The organism is Streptomyces sp. NPDC107454, from assembly GCF_055582885.1.
Map to the genome: position 1 here is coordinate 196,548 of NZ_JBVJPA010000006.1, position 17,372 is coordinate 213,919.

General features: G+C 67.3%; 12 protein-coding genes. 9 read left to right on the forward strand and 3 right to left on the reverse strand.

Annotation, left to right across the window (positions count from 1 at the left end; all coding sequences use genetic code 11):
- The first annotated feature begins 58 nt into the window (after positions 1 to 58).
- The 9 genes from nusG to ACZ69M_RS16610 all read left to right on the forward strand — a co-directional run bounded on the left by nusG (position 59) and on the right by ACZ69M_RS16610 (position 14,015).
- Entirely contained in the window at positions 59 to 934 is an 876-nt protein-coding gene (gene nusG, locus ACZ69M_RS16570) for a transcription termination/antitermination protein NusG (RefSeq protein WP_470050456.1), read from the forward strand.
- A gap of 168 nt (positions 935 to 1,102) precedes the next feature.
- The gene (gene rplK, locus ACZ69M_RS16575) at positions 1,103 to 1,537 is read left to right on the forward strand and encodes a 50S ribosomal protein L11 (RefSeq protein ID WP_030359033.1); all 435 of its coding nucleotides are present in this window, start codon (positions 1,103 to 1,105) and stop codon (positions 1,535 to 1,537) included.
- Positions 1,538 to 1,631: 94 nt separating this feature from the next.
- Positions 1,632 to 2,357, forward strand: a complete 726-nt coding sequence (gene rplA / locus ACZ69M_RS16580; protein WP_060901502.1) for a 50S ribosomal protein L1 — start codon at positions 1,632 to 1,634, stop codon at positions 2,355 to 2,357.
- A 154-nt stretch (positions 2,358 to 2,511) separates the two neighbouring features.
- Positions 2,512 to 3,447, forward strand: a complete 936-nt coding sequence (locus ACZ69M_RS16585) for an SCO4651 family lipoprotein (protein WP_470050458.1) — start codon at positions 2,512 to 2,514, stop codon at positions 3,445 to 3,447.
- 183 nt (positions 3,448 to 3,630) lie between these two features.
- Positions 3,631 to 4,482, forward strand: coding sequence for an SCO4651 family lipoprotein (locus ACZ69M_RS16590; protein WP_470050958.1), 852 nt, complete (start codon positions 3,631 to 3,633; stop codon positions 4,480 to 4,482).
- Between the two features lie 360 nt (positions 4,483 to 4,842).
- Positions 4,843 to 5,373 (forward strand): 50S ribosomal protein L10, encoded by a 531-nt coding sequence (gene rplJ, locus ACZ69M_RS16595; protein ID WP_060901499.1) that lies wholly within the window; start codon positions 4,843 to 4,845, stop codon positions 5,371 to 5,373.
- 125 nt (positions 5,374 to 5,498) lie between these two features.
- Complete coding sequence (rplL, locus tag ACZ69M_RS16600; protein WP_470050460.1) at positions 5,499 to 5,879, forward strand: 50S ribosomal protein L7/L12; 381 nt, start codon at positions 5,499 to 5,501, stop codon at positions 5,877 to 5,879.
- Positions 5,880 to 6,516: 637 nt separating this feature from the next.
- Positions 6,517 to 10,002 carry a DNA-directed RNA polymerase subunit beta gene (gene rpoB, locus ACZ69M_RS16605; protein ID WP_101400099.1) on the forward strand — a complete coding sequence of 1,162 codons (3,486 nt, stop codon included), beginning with the start codon at positions 6,517 to 6,519 and terminating at the stop codon, positions 10,000 to 10,002.
- 113 nt (positions 10,003 to 10,115) lie between these two features.
- Entirely contained in the window at positions 10,116 to 14,015 is a 3,900-nt protein-coding gene (locus ACZ69M_RS16610; protein ID WP_060901496.1) for a DNA-directed RNA polymerase subunit beta', read from the forward strand.
- Between the two features lie 88 nt (positions 14,016 to 14,103).
- On the opposite strand, the gene ACZ69M_RS16615 is transcribed toward ACZ69M_RS16610, so the two are convergent.
- Genes ACZ69M_RS16615 through ACZ69M_RS16625 form a run of 3 tightly spaced genes read right to left on the reverse strand, consistent with a single transcriptional unit; the run spans position 14,104 to position 17,350 of the window.
- On the reverse strand, positions 14,104 to 15,498 hold the full coding sequence (locus ACZ69M_RS16615; RefSeq protein WP_470050463.1) for a M48 family metalloprotease: 1,395 nt from the start codon (positions 15,496 to 15,498) through the stop codon (positions 14,104 to 14,106).
- A gap of 26 nt (positions 15,499 to 15,524) precedes the next feature.
- Positions 15,525 to 16,028 (reverse strand): Pycsar system effector family protein, encoded by a 504-nt coding sequence (locus ACZ69M_RS16620; RefSeq protein WP_470050465.1) that lies wholly within the window; start codon positions 16,026 to 16,028, stop codon positions 15,525 to 15,527.
- Complete coding sequence (locus tag ACZ69M_RS16625; RefSeq protein ID WP_470050466.1) at positions 16,025 to 17,350, reverse strand: PE-PGRS family protein; 1,326 nt, start codon at positions 17,348 to 17,350, stop codon at positions 16,025 to 16,027. The genes ACZ69M_RS16620 and ACZ69M_RS16625 overlap by 4 nt, the downstream gene beginning before the upstream one ends.
- Between the last annotated feature and the right edge of the window lie 22 nt (positions 17,351 to 17,372).

A 17,372-nucleotide genomic window follows, 5' to 3' on the forward strand; every position in this document is an offset into this window, starting at 1 on the left:
GTCACCGGCGCCCCTTTCGCGCGTTCCACCCCCATGTATCCAGGAAGAAGCAGCCACCGTGTCTGACCCGAACCTGAACGATGCCAGCGAGTCGGTCGAGTCCGTTGACGACGAGCTCGACATCGTCGAGGGCGCGGACGTCGTGGACGAGTTCGAGGCTGCCGATGCCGCCACCGGCGAGCCCGCCGAGGAAGCGGCCCTGCACGTCGAGGACGAGTCCGGTGAGGACGTCGAGGACGAGGACGTTCCCGACGAGGACCTCGCCGTAGACGCCGAGGAAGGCGACGAGGAAGAGGCCGAAGAAGAGGCCGAACCCGTCGACCCCGTCACCGCACTGCGCGAGGAGCTGCGCACGCTCCCCGGCGAGTGGTACGTCATCCACACCTACGCCGGTTACGAGAACCGCGTGAAGACCAACCTCGAGCAGCGCGCCGTCTCGCTGAACGTCGAGGACTTCATCTTCCAGGCCGAGGTGCCGCAGGAAGAGGTCGCGCAGATCAAGAACGGCGAGCGCAAGACGATCAAGCAGAACAAGCTCCCGGGCTACGTTCTGGTCCGCATGGACCTGACGAACGAGTCCTGGGGTGTCGTCCGCAACACTCCCGGTGTCACCGGCTTCGTGGGCAACGCCTACGACCCGTACCCGCTGACGCTGGACGAGATCGTCAAGATGCTCGCCCCGGAGGCCGAGGAGAAGGCCGCCCGTGAGGCCGCCGAGGCCGAGGGCAAGCCCGCTCCGCAGCGCAAGGTCGAGGTCCAGGTGCTGGACTTCGAGGTCGGCGACTCGGTCACCGTCACGGACGGCCCGTTCGCCACGTTGCAGGCGACCATCAACGAGATCAACGCCGACTCCAAGAAGGTCAAGGGCCTGGTGGAGATCTTCGGTCGCGAGACCCCGGTCGAGCTTTCGTTCGACCAGATCCAGAAGAACTAGCAGCTTCTGGACGTACGTCTTCCGAACAGGTCAGACGGGCTCACACAGCCCGTCTGACCTGCTCGGTTTTTGGCCCCGCATGGATACCCGTTATCGTTGTGCGGTATGCCTCCATCCGGATGATCCGGGCGGAAGCTGAAAACTCTCACTAGGACCCGGAGAGAGCACATGCCTCCCAAGAAGAAGAAGGTCACGGGGCTTATCAAGCTCCAGATCCAGGCCGGCGCGGCCAACCCGGCTCCGCCGGTCGGCCCGGCGCTGGGCCAGCACGGCGTCAACATCATGGAGTTCTGCAAGGCCTACAACGCCGCGACCGAGTCGCAGCGCGGTTGGGTCATCCCGGTGGAGATCACGGTCTACGAAGACCGCTCCTTCACCTTCATCACCAAGACTCCGCCGGCCGCCAAGATGATCCTCAAGGCCGCGGGTGTCGAGAAGGGCTCCGGCGAGCCGCACAAGACCAAGGTCGCCAAGATCACCCAGGCGCAGGTCCGCGAGATCGCCACCACGAAGATGCCCGACCTCAACGCCAACGACCTGGACGCCGCGTCGAAGATCATCGCCGGCACCGCCCGTTCCATGGGCATCACGGTCGAGGGCTGACACCGACCTTCGTAGGAACCATGCGGCGCGAGCCGCACGTGGCAGGACCTGCTCGGTCCGTACCACGACTCCTCAGAACACATCAGGAGCAGTAGTGAGCAAGCGCAGCAAGTCTCTCCGCGCTGCGGACGCCAAGATCGACCGGGAGAAGCTCTACGCCCCGCTCGAGGCCGTCCGTCTCGCCAAGGAGACCTCCACGAGCAAGTTCGACGGCACCGTCGAGGTCGCCTTCCGCCTGGGTGTAGACCCGCGCAAGGCCGACCAGATGGTCCGCGGCACCGTGAACCTCCCGCACGGCACCGGTAAGACCGCCCGGGTCCTGGTCTTCGCGACCGGTGACCGTGCCGAGGCCGCACTCGCCGCGGGCGCCGACATCGTCGGCTCCGACGAGCTCATCGACGAGGTGTCGAAGGGCCGTCTGGACTTCGACGCCGTCGTCGCCACCCCGGACCTCATGGGCAAGGTCGGCCGTCTGGGCCGTGTCCTCGGCCCGCGTGGTCTGATGCCGAACCCGAAGACCGGCACCGTGACCCCGGACGTGGCCAAGGCCGTGACCGAGATCAAGGGCGGCAAGATCGAGTTCCGCGTCGACAAGCACTCGAACCTGCACTTCATCATCGGCAAGACCTCCTTCGACGAGGCCAAGCTGGTCGAGAACTACGGCGCCGCGCTGGACGAGATCCTTCGTCTGAAGCCGTCCGCCGCCAAGGGTCGCTACATCAAGAAGGCCGCGATCAGCACCACGATCGGCCCCGGCGTTCCGGTCGACCCGAACCGCACCCGCAACCTCCTCGTCGAGGAGGACCCGGCCGCCGTCTGAGCCTTCCGCTCACCACGGTGACCGCGTCGCATACGCGTTCTTGGCACGGGCCCCGCAACCTTTCGAGGTGCGGGGCCCGTCCTCATTCCCGGATACGTGTGTCAGTGGGCTGCGTTAGCGTGCAGCTCTCAGGATTCGCATAGGGGTGGGACGAATGAAGAGCACGCACGTGCGCCGAGTGACCCTTTCGATCGCGTTGGTGAGCGCGCTGGCGGGCGTGGCGGCCTGTTCCTCGGGCTCCTCCGGGGGCTCCGGCAAGGACGACAAGGCGGCCCAGGGCACGACCCACGTCAGCCCCATAGCGGCCCTGCAGTCGGCCGAGAAGTCCACCGACGGCGCCGACACCGCCAGGATCGAGTCCACGACGAGTCTGGGCACGCTGATGTCCATGAAGTCGGACGGCTCCATGGGCTGGGGCAACGGCCTCACCGGTGACATGACGATCACGTACACCGGCGGCACGATGGCCGACGCGATGCGCAAGACGGGCAGTACCTCCATGCAGGCCCGCTATCTGTCGGACGCCTACTACGCCAAGATGGGCGAGGCGTTCGCCGAGCACACGGGTGGCAAGCACTGGATCAAGTACGCGTACGACGACCTGGCGAAGATCGCGGGCGGCTCCGGCGCGTTCCTGAAGGACCAGATGCAGAACAGCTCGCCGAACCAGTCGGTGAAGCTCCTGCTGGCCTCCGGCGATGTGAAGAAGGTCGGCGACGAGACGGTCCGTGGCGAGAAGGCCACGCACTACGCGGGCACGGTGAACGTCTCGGACCTCGCGGCCAAGAGCTCCCACCTCACCGCGAGCCAACTCGCCTCCCTCAAGAAGCAGTTCACCCAGGCCGGCATCACGACGGAGGACGTCGACATCTGGGTCAACGGCAAGGACCTGCTCGTCAAGGCGGTCTCCAAGGGCGAGATGACGAGCGGCACGATGTCCTCCACGACGTACTACAGCGACTACGGAGTGAAGGTCGCCACCGTGGCGCCCCCGGCGGGCGACACGACCGACTTCAAGGACCTGCTGAAGACACAGGGCCTGACGCCGGGCAGCAGCGACACGTCGAGCGGGTCGGGCACCTCGAGCTGAGCCTCCGGGCGCCCAGAGGCCCAGGTACCAAGAAGCTCAGGTACGAAGAAGATCAAGTACCAAAAACTCGAGTACCAAGAAACTCAAAAGAATTCACGAGACCGCTGGAACCTCCCTGGGCTACGCTGCGGGCGAAGTCTGTGTATCGCTCATGTGTTCCCTGGGGGGATCCTGATGTTTTCTGTGCGTAACTCCGTACGGCACGGAGCGGCGGGGGCCGCGCTCGCGGCCCTGGTCCTCGGAGGGGGCGCCGTCGCCTGCGGGAAGAGCGACGAGTCGCCGAAGATGACGCCCGCGGCGGCCGTGGCCAAGGCGGCGAAGAACAGCGAGGCCATCACCTCGCTCAGCTACCGGATGACCGGCAAGGTCCCGGAGTCGGGCCGCGTCGAGGCCCAGGCGTCGATGAGCATGAAGCCGCTGGCCATGAGCATGAAGATGACCGCTCTGGACCAGGGCGCCGACGGCAAGGTGGAGATCCGGGTCGTCGACGGGGCGATGTACCTGGGCGGGGGCGCGGCCGCCGCCAAGGAGATGGACGGCAAGAGGTGGATGAAGTTCGACATCTCCGGGATGGCCAAGGGTGCGGGCGGCTCCCCGGGCGTCGACGCGAGCAAGCTCTCCGACCAGGCCGAGCAGGACCCGTCCCAGGAGTCGACCTATCTGACCGGCTCCAAGGACGTGAAGAAGGTCGGCACCGAGAAGATCGACGGCGTGCAGACCACCCACTACAACGGCACGGTCACCCTCGACGAACTCCGCGCCGAGCTCAAGAAGAAGGACAAGGCGACGCGGGACAAGCGCGAGAAGAGCCTGAAGCAGTACGAGGAGCTGGGCGCCGACAAGCTCACGATGGACATGTGGATCGGGCCGGACGACCACACCAAGCAGGTCCGGGTGCGCGCCGCCTCCGACAAGGGCCCGCTCGACATGACCATGGTCTTCCTCGACTACAACAAGCCGGTGACGGTGAAGGCCCCGCCCGCCAAGGACACCGTCGACCTCGCGCAGATGATGAAGGACGCCCAGAAGGGCTGATCCGGCACTGAACCGCCGCGGAGCCGAGGCGCCGTGGGGCGCTGAGCCGAGGTGCCGTCGAGTGCCGGGACGAGGCGCTGTCGAGCGGATTTGCTTGACAGCGACCCCGTCACGTACTGTTCCCCAGAAGCCAAAGACCGCTGGTCGTTGCCTTGTACTCGCAAGAGGGCAGGGCGGCCGAAGGATCCGCTGAAACTGCGGACGACCCGCGTAGGTGACCGTGGATGTGCTCCCGGAGTTCGCTTGCCCAGCTTGCGGACGTACCGGTCGAGCTACGCCCCGTGCGCCTGCGCCGGGGCGTTTCGTTTTGCCCAGCCCCTTCTGAGCGGTCCTCATCACCCGGAAGGAGGCCGACGCTCTATGGCAAGGCCCGACAAGGCTGCCGCGGTAGCCGAGCTCGCGGACCAGTTCCGCAGCTCGAACGCCGCTGTGCTGACCGAGTACCGGGGTCTCACCGTGGCGCAGCTCAAGACGCTGCGTCGTTCGCTCGGTGAAGACGCCCAGTACGCCGTGGTGAAGAACACGCTGACCAAGATTGCGGCCAACGAGGCCGGGATCTCCACGCTCGACGACCTGTTCAACGGTCCGACGGCGGTCGCGTTCATCACCGGTGACCCGGTGGTGTCCGCGAAGGGTCTTCGTGACTTCGCCAAGGACAACCCCAACCTCGTCATCAAGGGCGGTGTCCTTGACGGCAAGGCGCTGTCCGCCGACGAGATCAAGAAGCTTGCGGACCTCGAGTCCCGCGAGGTTCTGCTCGCCAAGCTGGCGGGTGCCTTCAAGGGCAAGCAGACTCAGGCTGCCCAGCTCTTCCAGGCGCTCCCCTCGAAGCTCGTCCGCACCGTGGACGCTCTTCGTGCCAAGCAGGCCGAGCAGGGCGGTGCCGAGTAATTCGGCTCGCGCATTGACCGCCGCCTGAGCAGTTCCGCCCAGGCAGTGGTCGCAGCGGGCCGAAAGTACGCCCGCCTCACATGTACATCCCGGCACCAGCCGAATAAGTGGAAGGATCGCCCATCATGGCGAAGCTCAGCCAGGAAGACCTGCTCGCGCAGTTCGAGGACATGACCCTCATCGAGCTCTCCGAGTTCGTGAAGGCGTTCGAGGAGAAGTTCGACGTCACCGCCGCCGCCGCGGTCGCCGTTGCCGGTCCGGCCGGCCCCGCCGCCGTCGAGGCCGTCGAGGAGCAGGACGAGTTCGACGTCATCCTCACGGGTGCCGGCGAGAAGAAGATCCAGGTCATCAAGGTCGTGCGTGAGCTGACCTCCCTGGGCCTGAAGGAGGCCAAGGACCTCGTGGACGGCGCCCCGAAGCCCGTTCTCGAGAAGGTCGCCAAGGAGGCCGCCGAGAAGGCTGCCGAGTCCCTCAAGGGCGCCGGCGCCTCCGTCGAGGTCAAGTAGTCCCACGGGCCCGCTGAGGGCCCCTTGCGAGCCGATACAGGACTACTAGTGGACCTGTAACGCTGACGCACTGAGGAGCGATCACCCAACTGGGTGGTCGCTCTTCGGCGTTCCGGGGGGCAGGTGGCGGCTGCCTTGCACTGTCGGTGGCGACGAGTATGGTGATCTTCGTTGTGCCTCCGGCCGAGCCCGTGACGGGCTGCAAGACGGGCTGCAAGACAGGTTGCACGTGACGATCGCGGCACTTGCTTAGGGCATGGGGGGCCTTGACGAACCGCACGCAGCGCGCAATTCTCAGGACGCGTCGTCACAACGATCCGGATCCGAGGCATGGATCGGTGGCGAAGAGGGCAGTATCGATGTGCATTGAGGGCGTGGCTTGCCGCAGGTGTTGAGAACAACGATGGTCTCAAGAAACCGGGACTGGACATCAGTGGGCCTAGTGGCTACACTGACCCTTTGCGCTGCCTGTTAGCTGCCTCCTGCCCGTCACCAGGGGCATGCCCTCGCGTGAGCACCGATGACTAGATCATCCCTGACCTGGCCTTTTGGCTGAATCGGGAACGGACTGTCTCTGTGCCCACAGTGGGGGGCCGGTACGCGCGTAGTGAGTCCGAGCCCTCGGAAGGACCCCCTCTTGGCCGCCTCGCGCACTGCCTCGACCGCGAATACGAACAACGGCGCCAGCACCGCCCCGCTGCGCATCTCCTTTGCAAAGATCAAGGAGCCCCTCGAGGTTCCGAACCTTCTTGCGCTGCAAACCGAGAGCTTCGACTGGCTGCTCGGCAACGACGCGTGGAAGGCTCGTGTCGAGGCGGCTCTGGACAACGGACAGGACGTCCCCACGAAGTCCGGTCTGGAGGAGATCTTCGAGGAGATCTCCCCGATCGAGGACTTCTCCGGGTCGATGTCCCTGACGTTCCGGGACCACCGCTTCGAGCCCCCGAAGAATTCCATCGACGAGTGCAAGGACCGCGACTTCACGTACGCGGCCCCGCTCTTCGTCACCGCCGAGTTCACCAACAACGAGACCGGCGAGATCAAGTCCCAGACGGTCTTCATGGGCGACTTCCCGCTCATGACCAACAAGGGCACCTTCGTCATCAACGGCACCGAGCGTGTCGTGGTGTCGCAGCTCGTCCGCTCGCCGGGCGTCTACTTCGACTCCTCCATCGACAAGACGTCCGACAAGGACATCTTCTCCGCCAAGGTCATCCCGTCCCGGGGTGCCTGGCTGGAGATGGAGATCGACAAGCGCGACATGGTCGGTGTCCGCATCGACCGCAAGCGCAAGCAGTCCGTCACCGTTCTCCTGAAGGCTCTCGGTTGGACGACCGAGCAGATCCTCGAGGAGTTCGGCGAGTACGAGTCCATGCGCGCCACCCTGGAGAAGGACCACACCCAGGGCCAGGACGACGCGCTGCTCGACATCTACCGCAAGCTGCGTCCGGGCGAGCCCCCGACCCGCGAGGCCGCGCAGACGCTTCTTGAGAACCTCTACTTCAACCCGAAGCGCTACGACCTCGCGAAGGTCGGCCGTTACAAGGTCAACAAGAAGCTGGGCGGCGAGGCCCCGCTCGACGCCGGGATCCTGACCGTCGAGGACATCATCTCGACGATCAAGTACCTGGTGAAGCTGCACGCCGGTGAGACCGAGACCGTCGGTGACAACGGCACGCAGATCGTCGTCGAGACGGACGACATCGACCACTTCGGCAACCGTCGTCTGCGCAACGTCGGCGAGCTCATCCAGAACCAGGTCCGCACGGGTCTGGCTCGTATGGAGCGCGTCGTCCGCGAGCGCATGACGACCCAGGACGTCGAGGCGATCACGCCGCAGACCCTGATCAACATCCGGCCGGTCGTCGCCTCCATCAAGGAGTTCTTCGGCACCAGCCAGCTGTCGCAGTTCATGGACCAGAACAACCCGCTGTCGGGTCTCACCCACAAGCGCCGTCTGTCGGCTCTTGGCCCGGGTGGTCTCTCCCGTGAGCGGGCCGGCTTCGAGGTCCGTGACGTGCACCCCTCGCACTACGGCCGCATGTGCCCGATCGAGACCCCTGAAGGCCCGAACATCGGTCTGATCGGCTCGCTCGCCTCCTACGGCCGGGTCAACGCGTTCGGTTTCGTCGAGACGCCGTACCGCAAGGTCACCGGCGGTGTCGTCACCGACGAGGTCGACTACCTCACGGCCGACGAAGAGGACCGATTCGTCATCGCGCAGGCCAACGCGCCGCTGACGGACGAGCTCCGCTTCGAGGAGTCCCGCGTTCTGGTCCGCCGTCGTGGCGGAGAGGTCGACTACGTCCCCGGTGAGGACGTCGACTACATGGACGTCTCGCCGCGCCAGATGGTGTCGGTCGCGACCGCCATGATCCCGTTCCTCGAGCACGACGACGCCAACCGTGCCCTCATGGGCGCGAACATGATGCGCCAGGCCGTGCCGCTCATCAAGTCCGAGGCGCCGCTGGTCGGCACCGGCATGGAGTACCGCTGTGCGGTCGACGCCGGTGACGTCCTGAAGTCGGAGAAGGACGGTGTGGTCCAGGAGGTCTCCGCGGACTACGTCACCACCGCCAACGACGACGGCACGTACACCACGTACCGCCTGCACAAGTTCTCGCGCTCGAACCAGGGCACCTCCGTCAACCAGAAGGTTGTCGTGGACGAGGGCGCCCGGGTCATCGCCGGTCAGGTTCTGGCCGACGGCCCGGCGACCGAGAACGGCGAGATGGCGCTCGGCAAGAACCTGCTCGTGGCGTTCATGCCGTGGGAGGGTCACAACTACGAGGACGCGATCATCCTGTCGCAGCGCCTCGTGCAGGACGACGTCCTCTCCTCGATCCACATCGAGGAGCACGAGGTCGACGCCCGTGACACCAAGCTCGGCCCCGAGGAGATCACCCGGGACATCCCGAACGTCTCCGAGGAGGTCCTCGCCGACCTCGACGAGCGCGGCATCATCCGCATCGGTGCCGAGGTCGTCGCCGGTGACATCCTGGTCGGCAAGGTCACGCCCAAGGGTGAGACCGAGCTGACCCCGGAGGAGCGCCTGCTCCGTGCGATCTTCGGTGAGAAGGCGCGCGAGGTGCGCGACACCTCGCTGAAGGTGCCGCACGGCGAGATCGGCAAGGTCATCGGGGTCCGCGTCTTCGACCGTGAAGAGGGCGACGAGCTGCCGCCGGGCGTGAACCAGCTGGTTCGTGTCTACGTGGCGCAGAAGCGCAAGATCACGGACGGTGACAAGCTCGCCGGCCGTCACGGCAACAAGGGTGTCATCTCCAAGATCCTGCCGATCGAGGACATGCCGTTCCTGGAGGACGGCACCCCGGTCGACATCATCCTCAACCCGCTCGGTGTCCCGTCCCGAATGAACCCGGGACAGGTCCTGGAGATCCACCTCGGCTGGCTCGCCAGCCGCGGCTGGGACGTCTCCGGTCTCGCCGACGACTGGGCGCAGCGACTGCAGGCCATCGAGGCCGACGTGGTCGCCCCCGGCACGAACGTCGCCACCCCCGTCTTCGACGGTGCGCGTGAGGACGAGCTGGCCGGTCTGCTGAACCACACGATCCCGAACCGCGACGGCGAGCGCATGGTGCTTCCGTCCGGCAAGGCGCCGCTGTTCGACGGCCGCTCCGGCGAGCCGTTCCCGGAGCCGATCTCGGTCGGCTACATGTACATCCTCAAGCTCCACCACCTGGTCGACGACAAGCTGCACGCCCGCTCGACCGGTCCGTACTCGATGATCACCCAGCAGCCGCTGGGTGGTAAGGCCCAGTTCGGTGGCCAGCGCTTCGGTGAGATGGAGGTGTGGGCGCTGGAGGCATACGGCGCCGCTTACGCCCTCCAGGAGCTGCTGACCATCAAGTCCGACGACGTGACCGGCCGCGTGAAGGTCTACGAGGCCATCGTCAAGGGCGAGAACATCCCCGAGCCCGGCATCCCCGAGTCCTTCAAGGTGCTCATCAAGGAGATGCAGTCTCTCTGCCTCAACGTGGAGGTGCTGTCCAGCGACGGTATGTCCATCGAAATGCGTGACACCGACGAGGACGTCTTCCGCGCGGCGGAGGAGCTCGGCATCGACCTGTCCCGGCGCGAGCCGAGCAGCGTCGAAGAGGTCTGACGGGAGTTCGGCGGGCCTTTGAACGCCCTTGGAAAAGGTGCATAAGGCCCGCCGGCCCCAGGACCCCCGTTTCAGACCCCAAGACTTACAACCCTGAGAGGGATTGACGCATAGTGCTCGACGTCAACTTCTTCGATGAGCTCCGGATCGGTCTGGCCACCGCTGACGACATCCGTCAGTGGAGCCACGGCGAGGTCAAGAAGCCCGAGACCATCAACTACCGCACCCTCAAGCCCGAAAAGGACGGACTCTTCTGCGAGAAGATCTTCGGTCCGACCCGGGACTGGGAGTGCTACTGCGGTAAGTACAAGCGTGTCCGCTTCAAGGGCATCATCTGTGAGCGCTGCGGCGTCGAGGTCACTCGCGCCAAGGTGCGTCGTGAGCGGATGGGCCACATCGAGCTGGCCGCTCCCGTCACCCACATCTGGTACTTCAAGGGCGTTCCGTCGCGTCTGGGCTACCTGCTCGACCTCGCCCCGAAGGACCTCGAGAAGGTCATCTACTTCGCGGCGTACATGATCACGTTCGTCGACGAGGAGCGCCGCACCCGCGACCTGCCCTCGCTGGAGGCGCACGTCTCCGTCGAGCGTCAGCAGATCGAGAACCGCCGCGACGCCGACCTCGAGGCCCGCGCCAAGAAGCTCGAGACCGACCTGGCCGAGCTCGAGGCCGAGGGTGCCAAGGCCGACGTGCGCCGCAAGGTGCGCGAGGGTGCCGAGCGTGAGATGAAGCAGCTGCGTGACCGTTCGCAGCGCGAGATCGACCGTCTCGACGAGGTGTGGACCCGCTTCAAGAACCTGAAGGTCCAGGACCTCGAGGGTGACGAGCTCCTCTACCGCGAGCTGCGTGACCGCTTCGGCACGTACTTCGACGGTTCGATGGGTGCCGCGGCGCTGCAGAAGCGCCTGGAGTCCTTCGACCTCGACGAGGAGGCCGAGCGCCTCCGCGAGATCATCCGCACCGGCAAGGGCCAGAAGAAGACCCGTGCGCTCAAGCGCCTCAAGGTCGTCTCCGCGTTCCTGCAGACCAGCAACAGCCCCAAGGGCATGGTGCTCGACTGCGTGCCGGTCATCCCGCCGGACCTGCGTCCGATGGTGCAGCTGGACGGTGGCCGCTTCGCGACCTCCGACCTGAACGACCTGTACCGCCGCGTGATCAACCGCAACAACCGTCTGAAGCGACTCCTTGACCTCGGTGCCCCCGAGATCATCGTGAACAACGAGAAGCGCATGCTTCAGGAGGCCGTCGACGCGCTCTTCGACAACGGCCGTCGTGGTCGCCCCGTCACGGGCCCCGGCAACCGTCCGCTGAAGTCCCTCAGCGACATGCTGAAGGGTAAGCAGGGTCGATTCCGTCAGAACCTGCTCGGCAAGCGTGTGGACTACTCCGCGCGTTCCGTGATCGTCGTCGGTCCACAGCTGAAGCTGCACCAGTGTGGTCTGCCCAAGGCCATGGCGCTGGAGCTCTTCAAGCCGTTCGTGATGAAGCGCCTGGTCGACCTGAACCACGCGCAGAACATCAAGAGCGCCAAGCGGATGGTCGAGCGCGGCCGCACGGTCGTGTACGACGTCCTGGAAGAGGTCATCGCGGAGCACCCGGTTCTGCTGAACCGTGCGCCCACGCTGCACCGCCTCGGCATCCAGGCCTTCGAGCCGCAGCTGGTCGAGGGCAAGGCCATCCAGATCCACCCGCTCGTCTGCACCGCGTTCAACGCGGACTTCGACGGTGACCAGATGGCCGTCCACCTGCCGCTCTCCGCGGAGGCGCAGGCCGAGGCCCGCATCCTGATGCTGTCCTCGAACAACATCCTCAAGCCCGCCGACGGCCGCCCGGTCACGATGCCGACCCAGGACATGGTCCTCGGTCTGTTCTTCCTGACCACGGACGGCGAGCTGCGCGACGTCAAGGGCGAGGGCCGTGCCTTCGGCTCGACCGCCGAGGCGACGATGGCGTTCGACGCCGGGGAGCTCGCGCTCCAGTCGGCCGTCGACATCCGCTTCCCGGTGGGCACCATCCCGCCGCGTGGCTGGACCCCGCCGGCGCAGGAGGAGGGCGAGCCCGAGTGGCAGCAGGGTGACACCTTCCGCCTCCGTACGACCCTGGGCCGCGCGCTCTTCAACGAGCTGCTGCCCGAGGACTACCCGTTCGTCGACTACTCGGTGGGCAAGAAGCAGCTCTCCGAGATCGTCAACGACCTGGCCGAGCGCTACCCCAAGGTCATCGTGGCGGCGACGCTCGACAACCTGAAGGCGGCGGGCTTCTACTGGGCGACCCGTTCCGGCGTCACCGTGGCCATCTCCGACGTCGTCGTTCCCGAGGCGAAGAAGGAGATCGTCAAGGGCTACGAGGCGCAGGACGAGAAGGTCCAGAAGCAGTACGAGCGCGGTCTGATCACCAAGGAAGAGCGCACTCAGGAGCTCATCGCGATCTGGACCAAGGCGACCAACGAGGTTGCCGAGGCGATGAACGCGAACTTCCCGAAGACGAACCCCATCTTCATGATGGTTGACTCGGGTGCCCGAGGAAACATGATGCAGATGCGTCAGATCGCCGGTATGCGTGGTCTGGTGTCGAACGCCAAGAACGAGACGATCCCGCGTCCGATCAAGGCCTCCTTCCGTGAGGGCCTGTCGGTGCTGGAGTACTTCATCTCGACGCACGGTGCTCGTAAGGGTCTGGCGGACACGGCTCTGCGTACCGCCGACTCGGGTTACCTCACCCGTCGTCTGGTCGACGTCTCCCAGGACGTCATCATCCGCGAGGAGGACTGCGGCACCGACCGTGGCCTCAAGCTGCACATCGCGGAGCGCGGCGCGGACGGTGTGCTGCGCAAGGCGGAGAACGTCGAGACCAGCGTGTACGCACGTGCGCTGGCCGAGGACATCACCGTCGACGGCAGGGTGCTGGCCCCGGCCAACACCGACCTCGGCGACGTCCTCATCGACGAGCTGGTCAAGCACGGCATCGAGGAGGTCAAGACCCGTTCGGTCCTGACCTGCGAGTCCGCCGTCGGCACCTGCGCCATGTGCTACGGCCGTTCGCTGGCCACCGGCAAGCTGGTCGACATCGGTGAGGCGGTCGGCATCATCGCCGCCCAGTCCATCGGTGAGCCCGGTACCCAGCTGACGATGCGTACCTTCCACACCGGTGGTGTGGCCGGTGACGACATCACCCAGGGTCTGCCCCGTGTCGTCGAGCTCTTCGAGGCTCGTACGCCCAAGGGTGTCGCCCCGATCTCCGAGGCCTCCGGCCGCGTGCGGATCGAGGAGACCGAGAAGACCAAGAAGCTCGTGGTCACCCCGGACGACGGCAGCGACGAGACGGCGTTCCCGATCTCGAAGCGTGCCCGGCTCCTGGTGTCCGAGGGCGAGCACGTCGAGGTGGGCCAGAAGCTCACCGTGGGTGCCACCAACCCGCACGACGTGCTGCGCATCCTGGGTCAGCGTGCCGTCCAGGTCCACCTGGTCGGCGAGGTCCAGAAGGTCTACAACTCGCAGGGTGTGTCGATCCACGACAAGCACATCGAGATCATCATCCGGCAGATGCTGCGCCGTGTGACGATCATCGAGTCGGGCGACGCGGAGCTGCTGCCCGGCGAGCTGGTCGAGCGCTCGAAGTTCGAGACCGAGAACCGTCGTGTGGTCCAGGAAGGCGGCCACCCGGCCTCCGGCCGTCCGCAGCTGATGGGTATCACCAAGGCCTCGCTGGCGACCGAGTCGTGGCTGTCGGCGGCGTCCTTCCAGGAGACGACCAGGGTTCTGACGGACGCGGCGATCAACGCCAAGTCCGACTCCCTGATCGGCCTCAAGGAGAACGTCATCATCGGTAAGCTCATCCCGGCCGGTACGGGTCTGTCCCGTTACCGCAACATCCGGGTCGAGCCGACCGAGGAGGCCAAGGCCGCGATGTACTCGGCCGTCGGCTACGACGACATCGACTACTCGCCGTTCGGCACCGGCTCCGGCCAGGCCGTCCCGCTGGAGGACTACGACTACGGTCCGTACAACCAGTAAGGCGTACGTCTGAAGTACTGAAGGGCGGCCACTCCGTTTCGTACGGGGTGGCCGCCCTTCGGCGTTGTCCGGTGCAGGGCGTCCGTGGTCAGCGGCCGAGCTGGAGGTAGGGCTCCAGGGCCTGGAGCCGGGTGTGGTTGTCCGGGTGGGTGGTCAGCAGCCTGGCCAGGCCGCCCGGTTCCTTGAGCTGCCTGCCCTGCGCCGCGGCCTGCGCCTTCACGGCGTCCTCCTGGGCCTGGAAGTGGTACAGGACCTGCGCCAGCTGGGGCGCGAAGCCGAGGTCGGCCGCCTGCCGGTCGGCACGCAGCTCGCCCTGGCGACCCACGTAGGCGAGCAGATAGGGGGCGACGACGAGCGGCACGGTGATGTACCAGGCGGCGAGGAATCCGCCGATCACGAACATCCCGATGAAGAGGTAGACCATCCCGGTCGCGGCGAAAGAGAAGACACGTGCGACCCGGATGGCGATCCGGGCGATGCCCCGCATGAAGGCCCAGGCGATCCGGCCGGGCAGGGAGTACCAGTAGCCGAGCAGGCCCGTCCAGGCGTGACCGCCGGTGTGGTGGCCGAGTTCATGGGCGAGTACGGCGGCGAGGTTGCTGCTGGGGATCTCGTTCAGCGCGTACGTCGTGACGCCGACGACATGGCCGGCGGCCGCCACGGCGTTCAGGTCCGTGCTGTTGTCCACCATCAGCTCGTACGTGTGTGCCTCGATGCCCGCTCGGGCGGTGACCTCGCGCCAGACCGGCTCCAGACGGGCCCGCTCCTGGGCGAGCGGCGCCCTGAGCTTCATCACGTGCCGGGCGAAGGCCAGCTCGGTGGGCCGGTGGAAGACGAGCGCCCCGGAGGCCAGCCAGGCGAGGATGACCAGCCAGCCGATGGCCGTGCCGAGGATCCCCACGGCGAACGAGGCGACCACGGCGAGGCTCACCAGGAAGCCCGGCACCTGGACCGCCAGCTGCCCGATCGCGGTGGCGTCGGCACCGCGCTGGTGCGCGGCCACGTGGACGCGGGAGCCCGCGTGACGGTAGTCGAGGTCGTCGGGTGCGGGGGCCTCCGGCGGTGCCGTGGGTGTGGGGGCGGGGGGCGGCTGCGGCGGGATGTACGGCGGTGCGGTGGGCTGCGGGCCGCTCGGGTACGTGGGTGCGGCCCCCGGGTAGGCGGGCGGCGCCGCGGGGTACGAAGGTGCGGCCCCGGCCGCCGGGTACTGGGGTGCGCCGCCCGGATAGGACGGGGGCGCGGAGGTCTCCGGGTACAGGGGCGGAGCGGCGGCCCCGGGGTATGGGGGCGGGGCGGCGGCCCCGGGGTACAGGGGTGGGGAAGCGGCGGACCCGGGATAGGGGGGCGAGGGAACGGCAGCCCCGGGGTACGGGGGAGGAGTCGAGGCAGCCCCGGGGTACGGGGGCGCGGGCGTGCCTGGGTACGGGGGGCCCGGGTAGACGGGGCCGGGCTCCGAGGCGGCCGGGTCTGGTGGGTAGGACAAGGTGGGGCTCCTTCAGGATGGGGACGTCAGCCGATGAGCAGCCCGGCGGGAAGCAGCACCGTGCCCGCGCAGAAGGCGATCAGGCCGGTACGGATCCACTGGTGCTTGCGGGCGGCGATACGGCTGGTCTCGGTGAGCGCCGCGGTGAGTCCGACGGCGGGGTCGCGGTCGGTGTCGGCGAGAGCGGTCGCCAACTGACCTTCACGTACGGCTTGTTGGATGTCGCCGAAGAAACAGAGGGGCCGGCCCGGGGCCCATGAACTGGCGCGGTACCGGGGGAGCACCGCGAGCAGCAGCGCGAACAGGGCGAAGGCGAGGGCCAGGGCGCCGGTCCACCAGACGGCCGTACCGGGTGCGGAGAGCGAGCTCGGTGACCAGTTCCGTCCGGCCAGCAGCCCGCTGAACACCCCTGCCGTCATCCCGAGCGCCGCCACGAGCACGGACGCCTTGCTGTCGGCCCGGGCGATCTCGCCCCGCAGCTCCTCCAGCAGCCGTTCGGCGGTTCTGGCGCCGGGAGCGGTGGTGGTCACTCCGGGCCCGTCTCGGAGGACTCCGGCGCCGGGGGCGGCGGATAGGCGGAGGGCGCGGGCGGAATGACGGGCGTGGGAGCCACGGCCGGGGGCGGCGGGGCCTGGTCGTACGGGATACCGGCGGCGGGGGCGGCCGGGGGCGCCTGGTACGGCCCCGGCGGCACGGTTCCGGGCGCGGGTGGGACGTACGGCTGGTGGGACACGGGCGGCCCCGGCGGGGTGTAGGGGGCGCCCGGAACACCGCCGTAGGGCTGGGCGGCGGCCCCGTACGGCGGTGAGGGGTTGAACGGCTGTGGCTGCGAGGGGTCGTACGGCTGCTGCGGTACGCCCCCGGGCGGCGGCGCCGGTCGGCCGGGAACCGGGGGCTGCGGCGGGGGCTCCTGGCGGCTGCTGAGTTCCTTGACCACGCGCAGGGTGGAGCGGGCCGACTCGGCCTTCTGGTAGTCCTCCAGGGTGTCTCCGGCGATCAGTTCCAGCTGGCTCTCGATGGCGGAGAGCTGGTCCTTCTGGAGGGCGCCGATGACCATCCGGGTGTCCTCGGGGTGCGCGGCGAGGTGGAAGGCCCACTGGGCGACACCCCCGTGTTGCAGGTGGTGCTGGTAGAAGGCGATCTTCTGGGCCATCAGCTCCTGGGACTGGTACTGGCGCAGCACCTCCAGCTCGTGCAGCTGCTGGGCCTGGCGCAGCCGGTACTCGTGCTCGGGGTCGAGCATGTCGGCCTCGTAGCGCAGCGCCCGTTTGCGCCGTCTGTGCGCGATCGCGTCGTCGTCCAGGCGCAGCCGCACCGCGCAGGTGACCGCGAGCCCGATGCCGTCGGCGAAGACGCCGCTCTCGACCGCGTACTGGACCTCGGCCTCGGCGTCCCGGCTGTCCTCGATGGAGAACCGGCGGCTGACCGGTCGCGCCAGCTGGTGGAGTTCACGGGCGAGCCGTGTGGGCACATCGCGTTCGCCGCCGGCCACGTACGCGATCGGGTCCGCGACGCGCCAGGTCAGATCGGCGGTGGCACCGAACGAGAACGCGTCGTCGTCGCTGGGCAGTTCGAGTTCCAGCTGGACCGGGTGGCTGCCCATGTCTACCTCGTAGACCGAGGTGTAGCGGCGGGTCGCGGCGTCCGTGCGGCTCGGCCGGTGCGGTGGCATGTACGCGTCGTAGCTGCCACCCGCAGTGGCGAACACCAGTGCGTGGTCGATCGCGGAGACCGGCCGCCGGGCCGTGTAGTCGAAACGGGAGATCGGCCGCACGGTGAGCACCGGGTCGATCAGCGTGGTGTGCCGGTCGGCCTGTTGCTGCCACTCCGGCGGGCGGCGGAATTCCGCCATGGGTCAACTCCTCGTAACTCTG

Coding starts and splice junctions, on each gene's coding strand:
- rplL (WP_470050460.1), top strand. CDS start 5,499: ATGGCGAAGCTCAGCCAGGAAGACCTGCTCGCGCAGTTCGAGGACATG.
- rplJ (WP_060901499.1), top strand. CDS start 4,843: ATGGCAAGGCCCGACAAGGCTGCCGCGGTAGCCGAGCTCGCGGACCAG.
- ACZ69M_RS16585 (WP_470050458.1), top strand. CDS start 2,512: ATGAAGAGCACGCACGTGCGCCGAGTGACCCTTTCGATCGCGTTGGTG.
- ACZ69M_RS16625 (WP_470050466.1), bottom strand. CDS start 17,350: ATGGCGGAATTCCGCCGCCCGCCGGAGTGGCAGCAACAGGCCGACCGG.
- rplK (WP_030359033.1), top strand. CDS start 1,103: ATGCCTCCCAAGAAGAAGAAGGTCACGGGGCTTATCAAGCTCCAGATC.